This window comes from Alteromonas sp. Cnat3-28 (assembly GCF_022348265.1).
Lineage (GTDB): Bacteria > Pseudomonadota > Gammaproteobacteria > Enterobacterales > Alteromonadaceae > Alteromonas > Alteromonas macleodii.
Genome location: NZ_JAKREY010000006.1, coordinates 113774 through 129302 on the forward strand (window position 1 = coordinate 113774; position 15529 = coordinate 129302).

The following is a 15529-nucleotide window of genomic DNA, read 5'->3' on the forward strand; positions in this document are numbered from 1 at the left end:
TTTTGTATAAAATGTTGATTGCATAACATGAGGTGGCGTTAGTTTATTTCCCAATTACGCCACATGCTACGCGGTCACCACCGCCACCTAACTTTTTAGGTGAATCAGAGTAATTGTCGCCACCTGCGTGAATCATTAAGGCGCGGCCTTCAATATCATCTAACTCAAGCTCTGGTGCAAAGATAGGCTGGGTTGCGTTTCCATTTTCATCAACATAAAGCACGGGTAGATCGCCCTCGTGACCCTTTTCAGACCAAGGAGCACGGTGTTTACCGGTATCTTCTGGATCGAAATGGCCGCCCGCTGCGCCGCCCAACACTTTTTTTCCATCTGTCATTGCTGGTGAACAATCACCATTTTGATGAACATGAAAACCATGAATGCCCGGGGTTAACCCTGACAGATTTGGCGTAAATACTACACCGTCATCATCATAACTGCTCACCACTACTGAGCCCATGCTCATCCCTGTTTCCAGGTTATTCATTATCACTTCTTTTCCATCGCTATCATGATGGCCTGCGAAACTGCTCGCACTTAACATTAATGTCAGTGAGCCTGCTAAGGTAGATAATAAACGTTTCTTCATCGTGTTCTCCTTCACTCAATTATTAACGAATTTGTTAAAAGCATTGAAGTGAGATGAGCATAAAGTGAACCATTGTGGCGCATAACTCAGGGATACTACGCAAGACTAGGAATACTAGGGCGTTGAAGCGACAACCGAGTTGTGTGTTAGCGCATAGCTACTGGCATTTACGGAAATCATTATATTGGTTACGTGAAAAAGTTACCGACCATTACCTTATCTTTTTGGCTTTTCCTTATGATTTTCACTCTTTTTGAAGGTAGCCTCTTTATATGGTCTTTGGATATGCAGCCTCTCCATAAGTAGGCGGTACTGTCATACAGAAGTTACAGTGTTAAAACTCAGTAACAATATGGCAGTAGCACTTTTTTCCTATTCGACTTACAGTTAGCTCACATTACATAAGCAAGGGCATAGGTATGTATACACTTTACGGATATCCGAAAACTCGCTCGGTTCGCGTGGCATGGGCACTGGAAGAGCTAGGTTTACCTTTTGAGTACAGCTTAGTTGACTTAAAACAGGGGCAACACCTGTCAGAAGAATATAAAGCCATCAGTCCTGCCTCTAAAATCCCAGCGCTTTCGACGCCAGAAGGTACCTTGACGGAATCGGCGGCTATCGTCACTTTTTTAGCTGAACGTCACGGCATGCATGAATTCATTCCAGAGCCTGGTAGCTTCGAGCGAGCCAAATATGAAGAAATGATGTTGTTTCTCACCAATGAGTTAGAGCAACCGATTTGGAATTTGGCAAAGCACACCTTTGCACTACCCAAAGAGCAAAGACTTGAACAAATGCGTGATGTAGCGGTGTGGGAGTTTAAGCGCGTGTTGCCAGTATTTTCTTCTATGCTGGGCGATAAAGAATTTGTATGCGGCACCATGTTTACCATGGCCGACATAATAGCAGGTCATATTTTGGCGTGGGCAAAAGGCAGCAAGCTAGATATCACGCTAGACGGTAAAACAGACAATGTATCCGCGTACGCACAACGTGTGTTAGGTCGTGAAGCGTATGAGAGGGCGTGGCGAAAAGAGATGGATCATTTGCCTGAATAAACAGTGCATCCTGAAAAACCTTAAATGAATAGATACCGTGTGAAGATGTGGCTAATTAAGTAAACGTTGAATTGCATTGTACAGCCGGTATGCCTGATATCTGGCGTCAGGTACGCATTATTAGGTTTAAATGCGCTTGTCACGCGGTATATAGAATCAAGAAAACACATAACGACAGCGCTTTTTTTTTTGCGAAATATAAGCAAAAACAGCGAAGAAATAACAAGGGAACAAAAAATGAAAGCATTCAAAACACTACTTGTAAGTAGTGCAGTAACCATGGCACTGGGCCTTAGCTCAGCAGTGGCACATGAACACGGCAACGCAAATGTGCAGAGTTCATCAAAAAGTACTTCAGTGTCAAAAGAAGCGTCTGAGCACGAAAAACTTTTTGCGTTATTTGCAGCCGCTGACCAGCGTGATATTGAGCTAAACCCAATCATGGCCATTTTTCGCGGCGACATGCGTTACGCAGACAGAATGGGCGACTTCTTAACAGACTCTCACGCTTTAGCGGGAAAGACAGCGACATTGCTGAATTTGTCAGAGCTTAAACAAATTGACCGCAGTAAGTTAAGCGACACCGATAAACTCGCCTACGACGTATTTAAATACAACGAAGAGCGCTCGCTAAAAATGTCTACCGACGAGATTGAAGCGCTAACGGAAGTGCGTCCTGTTAATCACTTCAGTGGGTTCCATACCTTCTACCCGACCTTTGCGAGCGGAAAGGGCGCAGCGCCATTTAAAACAGTAGAAGATTACGAAAATAACTTATCTCGCCATAAGGATTACATTGCTATTTCTGACCGCGCTATCGGAAAGTTCCGCGAGGGCATGGAAAGCGGTGTTCTTGAAACTAAGCTGACAATCGATCGCGTGATCAAGCAGTTCGATACTCAGCTGGCTATCCCAATTAAAGAGTCACAGTTTTGGGGGCCAATTACTATGTTCCCAGAAAGTTTCTCTGACGAAGAAAAAGCCCGTTTAACCGATGACTACGAGAAAGCGACGCAAGAGATTTACGATGCAACCACGCGTATGCGCGACTTCCTTCGCGATGAGTATTTGCCTGTTGCCCGTGAAAGCATTGGCCTTAGCGATATGAAAGGTGGTGCAAAGCTTTATCAATTGATGGTGGAAGGTTCAACCACACTGCCAATGACGCCTGATGAACTGCATAACCTTGGTTTAAAAGAAGTTAAGCGTATCAAAAATGACATGCTTGAAATTAAGGACGAAGTGAAGTTTGAAGGGACATTAAACGAATTCTTCGACTATGTACGTACCGATCCTAAGTTCAAGCCTGAAAGCCGTGAAGCGCTAACACAGAGCTATTACGATATTGGCCGTGAAGTTGATGAGAAAATTGATCAGTATTTTTCACTGTTGCCGAAGTCTGAGCTAGAAATCAAACCCTACGACCCTGCTATCGAGCAATTCAGTGCGGGTGGCTCATATCAGCCGGGCACACCAGATGGCTCTCGTCCAGGTACTTTCTTCTTTAATGCCTACGATTTGCCTAGCCGCTTAACCACTGGAAACGTCACCTTGTACCTACACGAAGGCGCTCCAGGTCACCATTTCCAAGTGAGTCTAGCGCAAGAAAATGAAGCGCTACCTTCATTCATGCGCTTTAGCTTCCTACCAGCCTTCGGTGAAGGTTGGGCGCTGTATTCTGAAACGCTAGGATATGAAATGGGGTTCTTTGACGATCCATGGAATCGTTATGGCACGCTTCAAGATGAGCAGTTGCGCGCCATGCGTTTGGTGGTAGACACAGGTATTCACGCGAAAGGTTGGACCCGCGAACAAGCCATCGACTTTATGCTTGATAACTCAGGCATGACCCGCACAGAAGTTGTTGCCGAGGTAGAGCGTTATATTGCGATCCCGTCGCAAGCGCTATCTTACAAAGTGGGCGCGCTTAAAATTCAAGAATTGCGCGCGCGCGCGGAGAAGGCATTAGGTGATGATTTCGATATCCGTGAGTTCCACGCACAAGTGTTAAACACGGGCGGCATTCCACTTGCTATTCTTGAGCAGAAAATTGATCGCTGGATCGCTAGTCAAAAAAGTTAAGGAATAATATTTTTATTTAAACTTTTTACAGCGCAATCAGCGTTAGGTTAAGAGCAGTAAGACGCCGATATTTGACGTAAAGCCAGTAATATTCAGTATTACTGGCTTTTTTCTTTTTGCGACTAATGGCAGTGATATTGTTCAAAAGCTTCACTAGAGTAATAATACCAATCCGCATAGATTATTACCCACGCAGCGAGATTGAAAATGTTCGTTATCGCGGCGTGTTACCGCAGGTATAGTGGTACTACACCAAGGTGACACAACAAAGAGTACGGACATTTAAACTCGCCCTTCGGGAAGGTCTGGCAAGCTTCCTAGCTTCATTCTGGGAATTTGAAAGGGAACAGCCATTCCTGCATTCCCACGCTTTGCTAGGAAACTTGCCAGCGCCTTCTGAGTGGGCAATTATCTATGCGGATTGGTATACGTGAACAATGGTTACGAAATTTAAGGGAGAATAAAGTGGAGTTAGGGCTATTTTCGTTAAGTTTAACGGTTAAAGACATCAGCAGGTCGAAGACGTTTTATGAGGCCTTGGGCTTTGAAGCCATGCCTTCATGCGGCTCGGTGGAAGATAAATGGTTAATGATGAAAAATGGCACCACCATGATTGGGTTATTCGAAGGGATGTTTGAAGATAACATTATGACCTTCAACCCAAGTGATGTTAGGGCACTTCAGGCAAATCTAGTTGAACAAGGCATCGCTTTAGACGTGCCTGTGAAAGGCGATAGCGGCCCCGGGCATCTAATTGTTAAAGACCCGGACGGCAACGCTATCATGTTCGATCAGTTTTAAATTCGCGCTGCCAGTTCAGCGCCTTGACGGATAGCGCGTTTAGCATCAAGTTCAGCCGCTACGTCAGCACCGCCGATAATGTGCACGGTAAATCCTGCCTCTTCTAGAGGTTGTTGCAGAGGCTTAAACGGCTCCTGACCAGCACATACAATGACGTTATCGACAGGCAATACTTTGGGGGTGTCGTTAATCAGCACGTGCAGGCCTTCATCGTCTACTTTCTCGTAGCTCACACCATTTATCATTTGAACATTATGGTGTTTCAACGATTGCCTATGGATCCAGCCCGTTGTTTTGCCTAGCCCTTTGCCCACTTTAGACGTTTTACGTTGTAGTAGATACACTTCCCGCTCAGAAGGCTCTATGGCTTTTTCTTTTAGTGCGCCAGGAGCAGAATAATCTTTATCTATACCCCAGTGCGCCAGCCACTTTTCTTTATCTTTGGCTAAATGTTCGTGTTCTACTAGGAATTCCGCTACATCAAACCCAATGCCGCCAGCGCCAACAATAGCTACTTTCTTGCCTACTGGCTTGTGGTCGCGCAATACGTCTAAATAACTCATCACTTTAGGGTGGTCGTGCCCTTCAATTGTAAGCGTACGAGGATTAATACCGGTGGCTAGCACCACTTCATCAAACCTCTCATCGGCAAGGCTTTCTGCGTTAATCTCGGTGTTAAGGTGAACCGTAACGCCCACTCGAACTAGCTGATTGTCAAAGTAGCGTAGGGTTTCGTAAAACTCTTCTTTACCCGGCACTTGCTTGGCGTAATTAAATTGACCGCCAATTTCACTGGCTTTATCAAATAGATGTACCTCGTGGCCGCGCTCTGCCGCATACATGGAAAACGCTAAACCCGCAGGCCCTGCGCCTACTATCGCTAGTTTTTTCTTATTGTGAGTAGGGGTAAAGGTAAGTTCGGTCTCGTAGCACGCTTGTGGGTTTACCAAGCAACTTGCACGCTTTTGTTCGAATGCATGGTCTAGGCAAGCCTGGTTACAGGCAATACACGTGTTGATTAGCTTAGACTCATTGCGCATGGCCTTCGCTACAAAGTGTGCGTCAGCCAAGAAAGGTCGCGCCATCGATACCATATCAGCATGGCCTTGTGCGAGTACCGATTCTGCAACTTCAGGCGTATTGATACGGTTAGTGGTAATAAGAGGGATAGACACCTCTTTTTTCATGCGTTCGGTTATCCAGGTAAACGCCGCGCGAGGCACCGATGTGGAAATAGTAGGTACCCGCGCTTCGTGCCATCCAATGCCGGTATTAATTAGCGTAGCGCCTGCTTTTTCGATTTCTTTGGCTAAATATACAACCTCGTCCCACTTAGCGCCGCCTTCGACTAAGTCCAGCATAGACAGGCGATAAATAATAATGAAGTTAGTGCCCACTTTCTCGCGCACACCTTTTACTATCTCAATCGCTAAGCGAGCGCGGTTTTCTAAGCTGCCACCCCATTCATCATTTCTGTGGTTGGTGCGCTCACAGAAAAACTGATTTATGAGGTAGCCTTCAGAACCCATAATTTCCACGCCGTCATAGCCTGCTTGCTGGGCAAGGGCTGCACATTTTACGTAGTCTTTAATTGTGCTTCTTACGCCACGTGAGGACAATTCGCGAGGCTTAAAAGGGGTAATAGGCGACTTCATAGGTGAAGCCGAAACAGCAAGTGGGTGATAACCGTAACGGCCTGAATGCAAAATTTGCATGCAAATTTTGCCGTCTTCCTTATGCACAGCGTCGGTAATAACACGGTGCTTTTTCGCGTGGCGAGAGCGGGTCATTCTGCCAGCAAAGGGCGCTACCCAACCTGAAATATTAGGGCTAATACCACCTGTTACGATTAGCCCCGCACCACCTTTTGCTCGCTCAGCGTAAAACGCAGCAAGTTTGTCAAAACCGCCTTTCTCTTCTTCTAGGCCTAAATGCATTGAACCCATAAGGGTGCGGTTGCGAAGTGTGGTAAAGCCCAAATCTAACGGAGCTAACAGATTAGGGAAGTAAGGCGAGAGTTGTTCCGAATTGTTGGCAGACTGCGGTGTAGCTGTCTGAGATACGGTCTGAGACGAGGGCGTATTCATAATTGTTCTCTTTTTATTTGCTATGAAGGCAGTTAGTGCATGTCGCTCTTTGCTGCGGCGCAGTGTTCAACTGTCTTTCGTGATTTAAGTGCTAATGGTTACACATAATCCAATCACACTAACTTGCCCGACCAGTTGCTTTGATTATTTACCACCGCACTCAATTGGTAAAGTGCAGTTCCCATATTTTTAACATAATAAAAAAGCGAGATACCGGGCTAACGGATATCTCGCTTCGTTAATCATGGCTTTTTCTCAAAAGCATGAATGTTTTATGGGTGAGCGCTTGCTAATGCCATGGGCACTCTTAAAGCGCTAATCGCCCTATGAATTACTCGTCTACGTACATTTTCTGCTGGAACTTGAGTGTTTGTTTACTGCTACCTTTTTTAACGTCAATCTCAAACCTAAAGGTTTCCTGATCGCGAAATGGCAGCGCGGCAAGGTAATAGATAGCATCACCTTCTTCCACCTTTTTGAAAGTCAGCTTACGCGAGTTACCTAACAGATTCTTAGCCGTACCTGTGACATCTGCCCGTTGCGCTTCACCGGAAACTTTGTCTAACACCGAAATGTTAACCAACGCATTAAACTTACTTCTCACAATGCCGTAGCTAGCCGCCACTTCAGGTGTGAGAAATGGCGTACTCACCACCATATAGTGAACATCCCATTCACCAAGCGTTTGCTTCTGCTCGGCAAATGCGGAAACGCTTAAGCATGACATAGCCATCACAAGAAGTGCGACGTAAGCTTTTTTGATTTGATTTATTCTACCCATGATAGAAACTACCTCTGCCTTCATCTTATTTTCAATTCTTACCCATTACAGCTTGTTTTGCTCTATGAACCAAACTGCAAGACCAATACTTTCCCTAACAGTGTCTTGAACTGACATTAGTTACATAGGGAAAGTGTCTTGGATCAGAAGCTGTAAAAACTGTAATGCGATGATGGCAATAAGCACTGACAAGTCCAAACCGCCCAATGGTGGAATGACTTTGCGTATTGGCGCTAAAAACGGCTCGGTTAGCTGATACAGAACATAGTCAACCGGAGACTGACCTTGTGACACCCAGCTCAAAATAGCGCGTAGTAGTAACACCCAGAACATTAACGACAGGGTTTCTTTTATCACACCAATTACTGACAAAATCGCAATGCCGACTGGGTTTAGACTACCGCCAAACATTAACCCTAGGGTTATTAGCTTGAGCGCGCATACCGCTACCGCTAACACAAAAGTAGCGGTGTCGAACCTGCCGATTGACGGAATAATACGGCGCAACGGCCCCACGATAGGGTGGGTTGCTTTTACTACAAATTGACTGAGTGGATTATAAAAATCTGCCTGAACCATTTGTAACCAAAGGCGCAGAATAACCACCATCAAATAAAGGCTAAATAAGGTATCAACCAAAAATACCGTTGCGTTCATATTGTGTTTTTCCTAAAACGTTATAGCTGTTTTGCCATTTCTTCAGCACGTGCTACGGCGGCGCGCATCGACTTGCTGACAATATCTTTTAAACCTTCATTAATGAAAGTGTTAACGGCTTCTGCGGTAGTGCCGCCCTTAGACGTAACTTGGGCACGAAGCTCGCTTAATTCAAGGTCTGGGTTGTTACAAACCATTTCGGCTGCGCCTAACATCGCTTGTTGGACCATTAAGCGAGATTGCGCTTTGTCAAAGCCCATGTTCATGGCTTCTTCCTGCATATTTTGTAAGAACAAGAAGAAATAAGCTGGGCTGCTGCCCGCTGCGGCGATAACACCGTTAATACCCTCTTCTTTATCTACCCAAACGGTTTCGCCAACGCTGTTCATTACATCGTCAACGTATTGCCTGTCTGACTCAGAAACCGTGTCGTCGGCATACATCCCAGACATGCCCTTGCCTAACAAGCTCGGGGTGTTTGGCATAATACGAACAACAGGGTATTCACCACCTAGCATTTCTTGCAATCTGGCTACCGGCAGCCCAGCTGCAATGCTCATAAACAACTTGCCCGAAAGGTCATTGTTTTTCTGAAGCTCGCCGCACATATCGCCCATTATTTGTGGTTTTACCGCAAGGACTATGGCATCAGCGAATTGGCAGGCTTCATCATTAGATTGTGTGGTGTGAATACCAAACTCGGCCTTCAGGCCGTCTAACTTTGGTGTGGAAGGGTTTGCCGCAAGGATGTTTTCTTTCGCGTACCCAGATTTGATAAGACCACTGATGATGCTGCGGCTCATGTTACCCGCGCCAATAAATGCTAATTTTTTCTGTTGCATGTAAATCCTATTTGTTGGTTGCGTTTAAGTCTGTGTAGCGAGGCGAAGCGCTATCATTCAGATTAGCGCGCTAGTTTCGCTTACCGAAAATAGCGGTACCGATGCGCACCATAGTCGACCCGTGTTGAATCGCTTCAGCCATATCACTACTCATTCCTACGGATAGGGTATCAAAATTGCTCAATGATGTATGGTAGTGGTCGAATAATTCTTTTAGCTTAGACAGCGTGGCGTGCTGCTGTTCTTCACTAGGATCAGCTTTAGGAATCGCCATTAGTCCACGCAAAGTCAGGTGCTCTTGAGAGTTAACAAACTCCACTAGCGCATCTAATTCACTTAGGGCTACCCCAGACTTACTCTCTTCATCATCAATATTAACCTGAATGCACACGTTTAACGGCGGCATAGAGTCAGGGCGCTGCTCGTTTAAGCGACGAGCAATTTTTTCTCTATCTACCGACTGAACCCAATCAAAGTGTTCGGCTACCACTTTGGTTTTATTCGATTGGATTGGACCAATCATGTGCCATTCTATATCGCTTAAGTGAGAAAGTTCCTGAACCTTTTCAACACCTTCCTGCACGTAATTTTCGCCGAACATACGTTGTCCGGCTTCATACGCTTCCATGATATCTGATACGGGTTTTGTTTTGCTAACCGCTAGCAATTTAACGGAATTTGGTGGACGATGTGCACTGGTAGCGGCTTGGTCTATTCCTTTTCGTGCGGAATCTAGTCTTTCTGCTATTGTTTGCATTATTCACCTTGTTTTGGAGAAGTGGTTGTGGATATTACCGAACTTTTGGCTTTCAGTGTTAAGAATAACGCCTCAGATTTACACTTATCAGCGGGCCTACCACCAATAATTCGTGTAGATGGCGAAATGCGTAAACTGAACGTGCCAGCCCTCGATCACAAGCAAGTACATGGTCTCGTTTATGAGATTATGAATGACATGCAGCGCAAAGAATACGAAGAAAACCTGGAAACCGATTTTTCTTTCGAAGTTAATGGCTTGTCGCGCTTTCGTGTTAACGCGTTTGTGCAAAACCGAGGCGCCGCGGCAGTATTACGTACTATCCCCAGTAAAGTATTAACCTTAGACGACCTTGGCGCGCCTGAAATTTTCAAGGAAATTATAAATCAGCCTACCGGCATTGTACTTGTGACAGGTGCCACCGGCTCGGGTAAAAGTACCACGCTTGCGGCCATGGTCGACCATATCAACACCCACAAGCGTGAACATATTCTTACCATTGAAGACCCTATCGAATTCGTGCACGACAACAAGCTTAGCTTGGTAAACCAGCGGGAAGTACACCGCGATACGCACTCGTTTAATAACGCACTGCGCTCGGCGCTTCGTGAAGACCCAGACGTAATTCTAGTCGGTGAGCTACGTGACTTAGAAACCATACGCCTTGCCATTTCAGCTGCCGAAACCGGCCATTTAGTATTCGGCACTCTTCACACCAACTCCGCACCAAAAACCATTGACCGTATTATCGATGTTTTCCCGGCAGAAGAAAAAGCCATGGTGCGTTCTATGTTGTCGGAATCATTGCGTGCGGTTATTTCACAGACACTGCTTAAGAAAGTAGGTGGGGGCCGAGTTGCGGCTCATGAAATCATGGTGGGGATCCCCGCTATTCGTAACCTTATTCGAGAAGATAAAGTGCCGCAAATGTACTCGGTTATTCAAACGGGTCAGGCTCACGGTATGCAAACTATGGATCAGTGTCTTCAGCGCTTAGTGGCGATGGGGGTTATCACCAAACAAGACGCCGCAGCAAAGTCAGTTGATAAACAGTCGATGAACAGTTTCTAGAGGCCAATATGTTAGATTCACTACTACAAAAAATGGTCGATACCAACTCATCGGATTTATTCGTAACGGCGGGGTTTCCGGTAAGTGCCAAAATTAACGGCAAACTTACGCCAGTGACGGAAAGCGCGACCTCGGAAGAGGCATCGCTGGCGCTGGTTCACGAAGCGATGACTGAAAAACAGCAGAATGAGTTTCACACGACCAAAGAATGTAATTTCGCCATAGTACGAGAGGGCATTGGTCGTTTCCGCTGCTCTGCATTTTGGCAGCGTGACCAAGCGGGCATGGTGATTCGCCGCATCGTTACTCAAATTCCGAAAGCTGATGATTTGGGTCTGCCGCGAGTATTAAAAGAAATTATTATGGCTAAACGCGGTCTTGTTCTATTTGTAGGTGGAACAGGCACGGGTAAATCAACGTCATTGGCTGCGCTTATTGGGCATAGAAATGAAAATTCGCACGGGCATATACTGACTATTGAAGACCCCATTGAGTTTGTTCATGAGCATAAAAACTGTGTTATTACCCAGCGCGAGGTGGGCATAGATACTCAGTCTTTCGATGACGCCCTTAAAAGTTCGCTACGTCAGGCGCCTGATGTCATTCTTATTGGTGAAATTCGTTCAATGGAAACCATGGAATATGCCATGTCGTTTGCTGATACAGGGCATTTGTGTGTGGCTACGCTGCACGCTAACAACGCGAACCAAGCTATTGAACGTATTATGCATTTAGCGCCGAAAGATCAGCACGATAAGTTGCGCTTTGACTTAAGCTTAAACATCCGCGCCATTGTTGCGCAGCAACTAGTACCTACGCCAGACGGCAAGGGTAGGGTTGCGGCAATAGAAATATTGCTTAATTCGCCGCTAGTGCGCGACCTAATACAGCGCAATGAAATAGGCGCGTTAAAAGAAGCAATGAAAAAAGGCAAAGAGCAGGGCATGCAGAGCTTTGATATGGCCCTGTATGATTTGTACAAAGCGGGTAAGATTGATATGGACCAAGCGCTGCACCACGCCGACTCGCCTAATGACCTGCGCTTAATGATCAAGCTTGATACCAGCGACGGTTCTAGCTTAGGTACACTGTCAAATGTATCTATTGATATGGATGACTAATTGCTTTCGCTTTATGCTGAAATCCCTTTAGGGGGAGCTGCATTTGAAACGCTTACTGAAATAAAGCAGTAGAGAGACACGTTTTTCTCGCATGATGAGCAGCCCACGGGCTGCTTTTGTGTTTAACAAGAGGGTAGCCATTGAAAAAACTCTTCACTTCACAAGACGCTTTTGAACTTCAAGCGGTTCGCAGCGAGCTTGATGCTTTATCTATTCCTTATATGGTAAAAAATGAGTTTGCCAGTGGCGCAATCGGAGAGCTGCCTTGGCAAGATTCTCAGCAGGAAGTTTGGCTTGTTGACGATAGCTGGTATGCAAGAGCGTCGAAAGTTATTGAGCTCTTCATTCAGAAATCAAACGATAAGGCATTATCTAGTGAAGACTGGATTTGTGGTGAGTGCAGTGAACAAAACGGCGCTGCTTTTGATGTCTGCTGGCAGTGTGGGGCAGAAAAGTAATAATAGCAAGAGCCAGCAGCATACAAAGGTCAACAGGCCCTAACAATTATTCGTACTGACTCTCGCTCCAGCTAGCGAATATTACACAGGCCGACACACTATCAACCTTATCTTTAGTCAGTTTCTTATAGCCACCTAACTCAAACAGCATGGCTTTAGCGTCTGTGGTAGTCAATCGCTCATCACAGGTGTCAACGGCCACTTTAAAACGCCCATGTAGACGGTTTGCAAATTTGCGGGCGCGTTGAGTCATCTCCTGCTCAGTACCATCCATATTAAGCGGTAAACCCACCACCACGATATGCGGTTGCCATTCTTCGTAAAGCTTTTCTATTAACGTCCAGTCAGGAATACCGTCTCGTGCCTTCAGCGCTGCAAGAGGGGAAGCCGTACCGGTAATTTCCTGACCTACCGCCACGCCAATGCTTTTGGTACCAAAATCAAACGCAAGTACCGTACGATTTCCTATATCAGGCATGTCCCGCTCCCGGTGCTAGCTGCCATACATCCACACCGAGTTTATTTACTGTTGCTTGCCATTTCTTGTGCATAGGCGTGTTAAACAGAATTTCTTCGTCAGCTTCGATGGTGAGCCATGCGTTTTCCTGCATTTCCTTCTCAAGCTGACCGGCTGTCCAGCCCGCGTACCCCAAAGCAATCAAAACGTCTTCAGGGCCTTCATCATTGGCAATAGCAGTCAAAATGTCCTTGGAGGTGGTCACCATAACCCCTGGTGCAAGCTTTAAGCTAGATGCCCACTCTCTTTGCGACGAGTGCAGCACAAATCCTCGCTCTTGGCTTACAGGACCGCCAGCCAGCACGATTTGCTCTGCTTTGTCGTCAGACACAGTGAGTTCTTTGTCAGTCTGTTCAAGAAGCTGCTTCACGTTCATGGTAGAGGGTTGATTTACTACAATACCCATAGCACCTTCAGCGTTGTGTTCACAAATATAAATGAGTGAGCGAGAAAAATACGGATCGTCCAAACTAGGCATCGCGACCAGAAAATGATTTTGTAGGCTTTTTAATTCCGTCATAGTTTGTCTTTTATCTACTATCTTTTGCTCTGTGAGGGCCTTTACACTATTGAAGCTAAAGGCGCTCTATCCACTCATATTTGCTTTTTACGATACGAACTGCACTGTGTTACCAATACAACCTTACTTTATTTACTGGCCAAGCGCTTTTCAATGGCGTCAAACAGCGCACCCATTATATTAACATCGTAAGCTGCTTCTATTTCTCTTACGCAAGTTGGGCTAGTAATGTTTATTTCAGTAATTTTGCTGCCAATAACATCAAGTCCTACAAATAAAATGTTATTTTCCTTGAGCGTTGGCGCGATGGCTTCGGCTAGGGCGCGGTCAGAATCTGAGATTGGCTGAGGGCGTCCTGTACCGCCAGCGGCTAGGTTACCTCTGGTTTCCCCTTTTGTAGGCAGTCGCGCTAAGCAGTACGGCATGACTTCACCATCAACGATGAGTACGCGCTTGTCGCCGTCTTTAATCTCTGGAAGGTACTCTTGCACCATCATGTAGCGCGTGCCTAACTTGGTTAGGGTTTCAATAATAACGCCTAAGTTATTGCCATCAGGCTTCACTCTAAAGATAGACGCGCCACCCATACCGTCTAAGGGTTTGCAAATAATGTCTTGGTGCTTGGCGTGAAACTCACGGATAAGCGTTTGGTTGTTTGTGACTAACGTATTGGGAATGTGTTCTGGGAAGTATGACGTAAACAACTTCTCGTTGTAGTCGCGAAGCGCTTGAGGGTTATTCACAACTAGCGCTCCCGCGTCCTGCGCAAGCGACAGCACCTGAGTCGCATACAAAAACTCGCTGTCAAAGGGTGGATCTTTGCGCATGAGTAACACATCAACGTCGCCTAAATACAACGTAGACTCGTCTTCAATGGTGTAGAAATCTGTAGCTTGATCCTTGACCGATACGGTTTTACCTAAACCCATAGGCTTACCATTGTCTAAATACAGGTCTTTTAATTCAAAATATACAACCTTTGCACCGCGGCGCTGAGCTTCAAGCATCATCGCAAAGCTTGTATCTTTATGTGGCTTAATACTCGCGATGGGGTCCATAATTACGCCAACGGTATATTGCATAATGTTTTCACCTTGAATGTTGATAAAATGCCGGCTCAGATGGCCCAGCTGATTGTAAACTTATATGGGGGCACACCTGAATTCTTCAAGTTACTGAGCTAGCACTATGCTTGCTATATAGCTGCCTAAAATACTGACTTAGAAGTCGCCGTGCTGAGCTTGAAGAATACTTAGGCTTGTAATCGCCGCTGTCTCGGTGCGCAAAATACGTGGGCCCAAACTTACCGACTGATAGCCGTTTTCGTTTGCCTGATGAATTTCTGTTTCAGATAACCCACCTTCAGGGCCAATAAGCAAACGAAAGCCTTGAGCATTATAAGGTTGTCTTGCCAAGCTTTGCTCTGCGCCAGGTGCGAGAACTAATCTTGTGGTATTGGTTGAAGACGACAACCATTGATTAAGACTAACCGGGGAGTTGAGCGCGGGAATAATGTTGCGACCGCTTTGTTCACAGGCGCCAATAATGATCTTCTGCCATTGCTGAATTTTCTTTTCCCAGCGTGACTCGTCGAGTTTAACCGTACAGCGTTCAGTGATGACGGGCGTTATTTCTGATACGCCAAGTTCCACGCTTTTTTGTAGCACGGTATCCATTCTATCGCCTTTAGATACCCCTTGACCTAAGTGCAAATGAAGCGGGGATTCTTTCGCTAGCGATAAACAAGCGTCGGCTTCAACCGTCACTTTTTTTCTTTGAACGCTAATAATTTGCGCACTGTATTCATTGCCGTCGCCATTAAAAAGCACAATAGGGCGATTGGGCTTAATACGCAGTACCGTCGCGATGTGATGACCGGCGTCTTCAGTTAACTCAAACTCTTGTTCTAACGGGATTGGATTGGGGTAATAAACTCTTGGTATACGCATAGCAAATCAGATGTGTAGTTTTAACGCGTATAATACGTGTGTGGATACAGGTTGCAATGCTGTCGACAACATCGCGTAAGTAAATATGCAAAAACTTACGCAAACGACAGCATGCTGCCTATTTAAGAATCACATGACTCACTCTCTAGGCCGCGGAAGGCGAAGAGTTTCTCGAAGTAGATTTCAACACGTTGGATGAAGACTTCGATTGGGCTGCTGGGCGGTAGTCCGCTCTT

At 45.8% G+C, this 15529-nt stretch carries 16 protein-coding genes; 6 read left to right on the top strand and 10 right to left on the bottom strand.

The window, feature by feature from the left end; translation table 11 throughout:
- Positions 1–43: 43 nt before the first annotated feature.
- A complete protein-coding gene (gene sodC, locus MHM87_RS08255) occupies positions 44–589 on the bottom strand; it encodes a superoxide dismutase family protein (protein ID WP_039226322.1) in 546 nt (181 codons plus the stop codon).
- A gap of 419 nt (positions 590–1008) precedes the next feature.
- Here sodC and MHM87_RS08260 point away from each other — a divergent pair, with 419 nt between their 5' ends.
- The 3 genes from MHM87_RS08260 (at position 1009) to MHM87_RS08270 (ending at position 4533) form a co-directional block, all read left to right on the top strand.
- A complete protein-coding gene (locus MHM87_RS08260) occupies positions 1009–1650 on the top strand; it encodes a glutathione S-transferase family protein (RefSeq protein ID WP_101565623.1) in 642 nt (213 codons plus the stop codon).
- Positions 1651–1887: 237 nt separating this feature from the next.
- Entirely contained in the window at positions 1888–3732 is a 1845-nt protein-coding gene (locus MHM87_RS08265; RefSeq protein WP_239258552.1) for a DUF885 domain-containing protein, read from the top strand.
- Positions 3733–4197: 465 nt separating this feature from the next.
- Complete coding sequence (locus tag MHM87_RS08270) at positions 4198–4533, top strand: VOC family protein (RefSeq protein ID WP_239258554.1); 336 nt, start codon at positions 4198–4200, stop codon at positions 4531–4533.
- Here the strand turns inward: MHM87_RS08270 and MHM87_RS08275 are convergent.
- From MHM87_RS08275 to MHM87_RS08295, 5 genes are all read right to left on the bottom strand, one after another.
- On the bottom strand, positions 4530–6620 hold the full coding sequence (locus MHM87_RS08275; protein ID WP_239258558.1) for an NADPH-dependent 2,4-dienoyl-CoA reductase: 2091 nt from the start codon (positions 6618–6620) through the stop codon (positions 4530–4532). The two genes, MHM87_RS08270 and MHM87_RS08275, sit on opposite strands and share 4 nt — an antisense overlap.
- A gap of 331 nt (positions 6621–6951) precedes the next feature.
- Positions 6952–7425 carry a DUF4426 domain-containing protein gene (locus MHM87_RS08280; RefSeq protein ID WP_239258560.1) on the bottom strand — a complete coding sequence of 158 codons (474 nt, stop codon included), beginning with the start codon at positions 7423–7425 and terminating at the stop codon, positions 6952–6954.
- Between the two features lie 96 nt (positions 7426–7521).
- The gene (locus MHM87_RS08285) at positions 7522–8058 is read right to left on the bottom strand and encodes a YggT family protein (RefSeq protein WP_014950467.1); all 537 of its coding nucleotides are present in this window, start codon (positions 8056–8058) and stop codon (positions 7522–7524) included.
- Between the two features lie 20 nt (positions 8059–8078).
- The gene (gene proC / locus MHM87_RS08290) at positions 8079–8900 is read right to left on the bottom strand and encodes a pyrroline-5-carboxylate reductase (RefSeq protein ID WP_014950466.1); all 822 of its coding nucleotides are present in this window, start codon (positions 8898–8900) and stop codon (positions 8079–8081) included.
- 70 nt (positions 8901–8970) lie between these two features.
- Entirely contained in the window at positions 8971–9657 is a 687-nt protein-coding gene (locus tag MHM87_RS08295; protein WP_014999303.1) for a YggS family pyridoxal phosphate-dependent enzyme, read from the bottom strand.
- 27 nt (positions 9658–9684) lie between these two features.
- Between MHM87_RS08295 and MHM87_RS08300 the strand changes: the two genes are divergently transcribed.
- The 3 genes from MHM87_RS08300 to MHM87_RS08310 all read left to right on the top strand — a co-directional run bounded on the left by MHM87_RS08300 (position 9685) and on the right by MHM87_RS08310 (position 12307).
- Positions 9685–10728, top strand: coding sequence for a type IV pilus twitching motility protein PilT (locus tag MHM87_RS08300; RefSeq protein WP_014950464.1), 1044 nt, complete (start codon positions 9685–9687; stop codon positions 10726–10728).
- 8 nt (positions 10729–10736) lie between these two features.
- The gene (locus tag MHM87_RS08305; protein ID WP_239258562.1) at positions 10737–11849 is read left to right on the top strand and encodes a PilT/PilU family type 4a pilus ATPase; all 1113 of its coding nucleotides are present in this window, start codon (positions 10737–10739) and stop codon (positions 11847–11849) included.
- Between the two features lie 140 nt (positions 11850–11989).
- Complete coding sequence (locus MHM87_RS08310; protein WP_049586039.1) at positions 11990–12307, top strand: DUF2007 domain-containing protein; 318 nt, start codon at positions 11990–11992, stop codon at positions 12305–12307.
- Positions 12308–12353: 46 nt separating this feature from the next.
- Here the strand turns inward: MHM87_RS08310 and ruvX are convergent, their stop codons facing one another.
- The 4 genes from ruvX to MHM87_RS08330 form a co-directional block, all read right to left on the bottom strand.
- A complete protein-coding gene (ruvX, locus tag MHM87_RS08315; protein ID WP_014980071.1) occupies positions 12354–12785 on the bottom strand; it encodes a Holliday junction resolvase RuvX in 432 nt (143 codons plus the stop codon).
- Positions 12778–13344, bottom strand: coding sequence for a YqgE/AlgH family protein (locus tag MHM87_RS08320; protein WP_014950460.1), 567 nt, complete (start codon positions 13342–13344; stop codon positions 12778–12780). The genes ruvX and MHM87_RS08320 overlap by 8 nt, the downstream gene beginning before the upstream one ends.
- 128 nt (positions 13345–13472) lie before the next feature.
- Complete coding sequence (gene gshB / locus MHM87_RS08325; protein ID WP_239258564.1) at positions 13473–14426, bottom strand: glutathione synthase; 954 nt, start codon at positions 14424–14426, stop codon at positions 13473–13475.
- A gap of 138 nt (positions 14427–14564) precedes the next feature.
- Positions 14565–15293, bottom strand: coding sequence for a 16S rRNA (uracil(1498)-N(3))-methyltransferase (locus MHM87_RS08330; protein WP_239258566.1), 729 nt, complete (start codon positions 15291–15293; stop codon positions 14565–14567).
- Positions 15294–15529 lie beyond the last annotated feature (236 nt).

Excerpts from the sequence above, each read along its gene's own strand:
- proC (WP_014950466.1), bottom strand. The coding sequence starts at position 8,900 with ATGCAACAGAAAAAATTAGCATTTATTGGCGCGGGTAACATGAGCCGC.
- MHM87_RS08285 (WP_014950467.1), bottom strand. The coding sequence starts at position 8,058 with ATGAACGCAACGGTATTTTTGGTTGATACCTTATTTAGCCTTTATTTG.
- gshB (WP_239258564.1), bottom strand. The coding sequence starts at position 14,426 with ATGCAATATACCGTTGGCGTAATTATGGACCCCATCGCGAGTATTAAG.
- MHM87_RS08275 (WP_239258558.1), bottom strand. The coding sequence starts at position 6,620 with ATGAATACGCCCTCGTCTCAGACCGTATCTCAGACAGCTACACCGCAG.
- MHM87_RS08260 (WP_101565623.1), top strand. The coding sequence starts at position 1,009 with ATGTATACACTTTACGGATATCCGAAAACTCGCTCGGTTCGCGTGGCA.
- MHM87_RS08280 (WP_239258560.1), bottom strand. The coding sequence starts at position 7,425 with ATGAAGGCAGAGGTAGTTTCTATCATGGGTAGAATAAATCAAATCAAA.
- MHM87_RS08330 (WP_239258566.1), bottom strand. The coding sequence starts at position 15,293 with ATGCGTATACCAAGAGTTTATTACCCCAATCCAATCCCGTTAGAACAA.
- MHM87_RS08320 (WP_014950460.1), bottom strand. The coding sequence starts at position 13,344 with ATGACGGAATTAAAAAGCCTACAAAATCATTTTCTGGTCGCGATGCCT.
- MHM87_RS08305 (WP_239258562.1), top strand. The coding sequence starts at position 10,737 with ATGTTAGATTCACTACTACAAAAAATGGTCGATACCAACTCATCGGAT.
- sodC (WP_039226322.1), bottom strand. The coding sequence starts at position 589 with ATGAAGAAACGTTTATTATCTACCTTAGCAGGCTCACTGACATTAATG.
- MHM87_RS08295 (WP_014999303.1), bottom strand. The coding sequence starts at position 9,657 with ATGCAAACAATAGCAGAAAGACTAGATTCCGCACGAAAAGGAATAGAC.
- ruvX (WP_014980071.1), bottom strand. The coding sequence starts at position 12,785 with ATGCCTGATATAGGAAATCGTACGGTACTTGCGTTTGATTTTGGTACC.
- MHM87_RS08265 (WP_239258552.1), top strand. The coding sequence starts at position 1,888 with ATGAAAGCATTCAAAACACTACTTGTAAGTAGTGCAGTAACCATGGCA.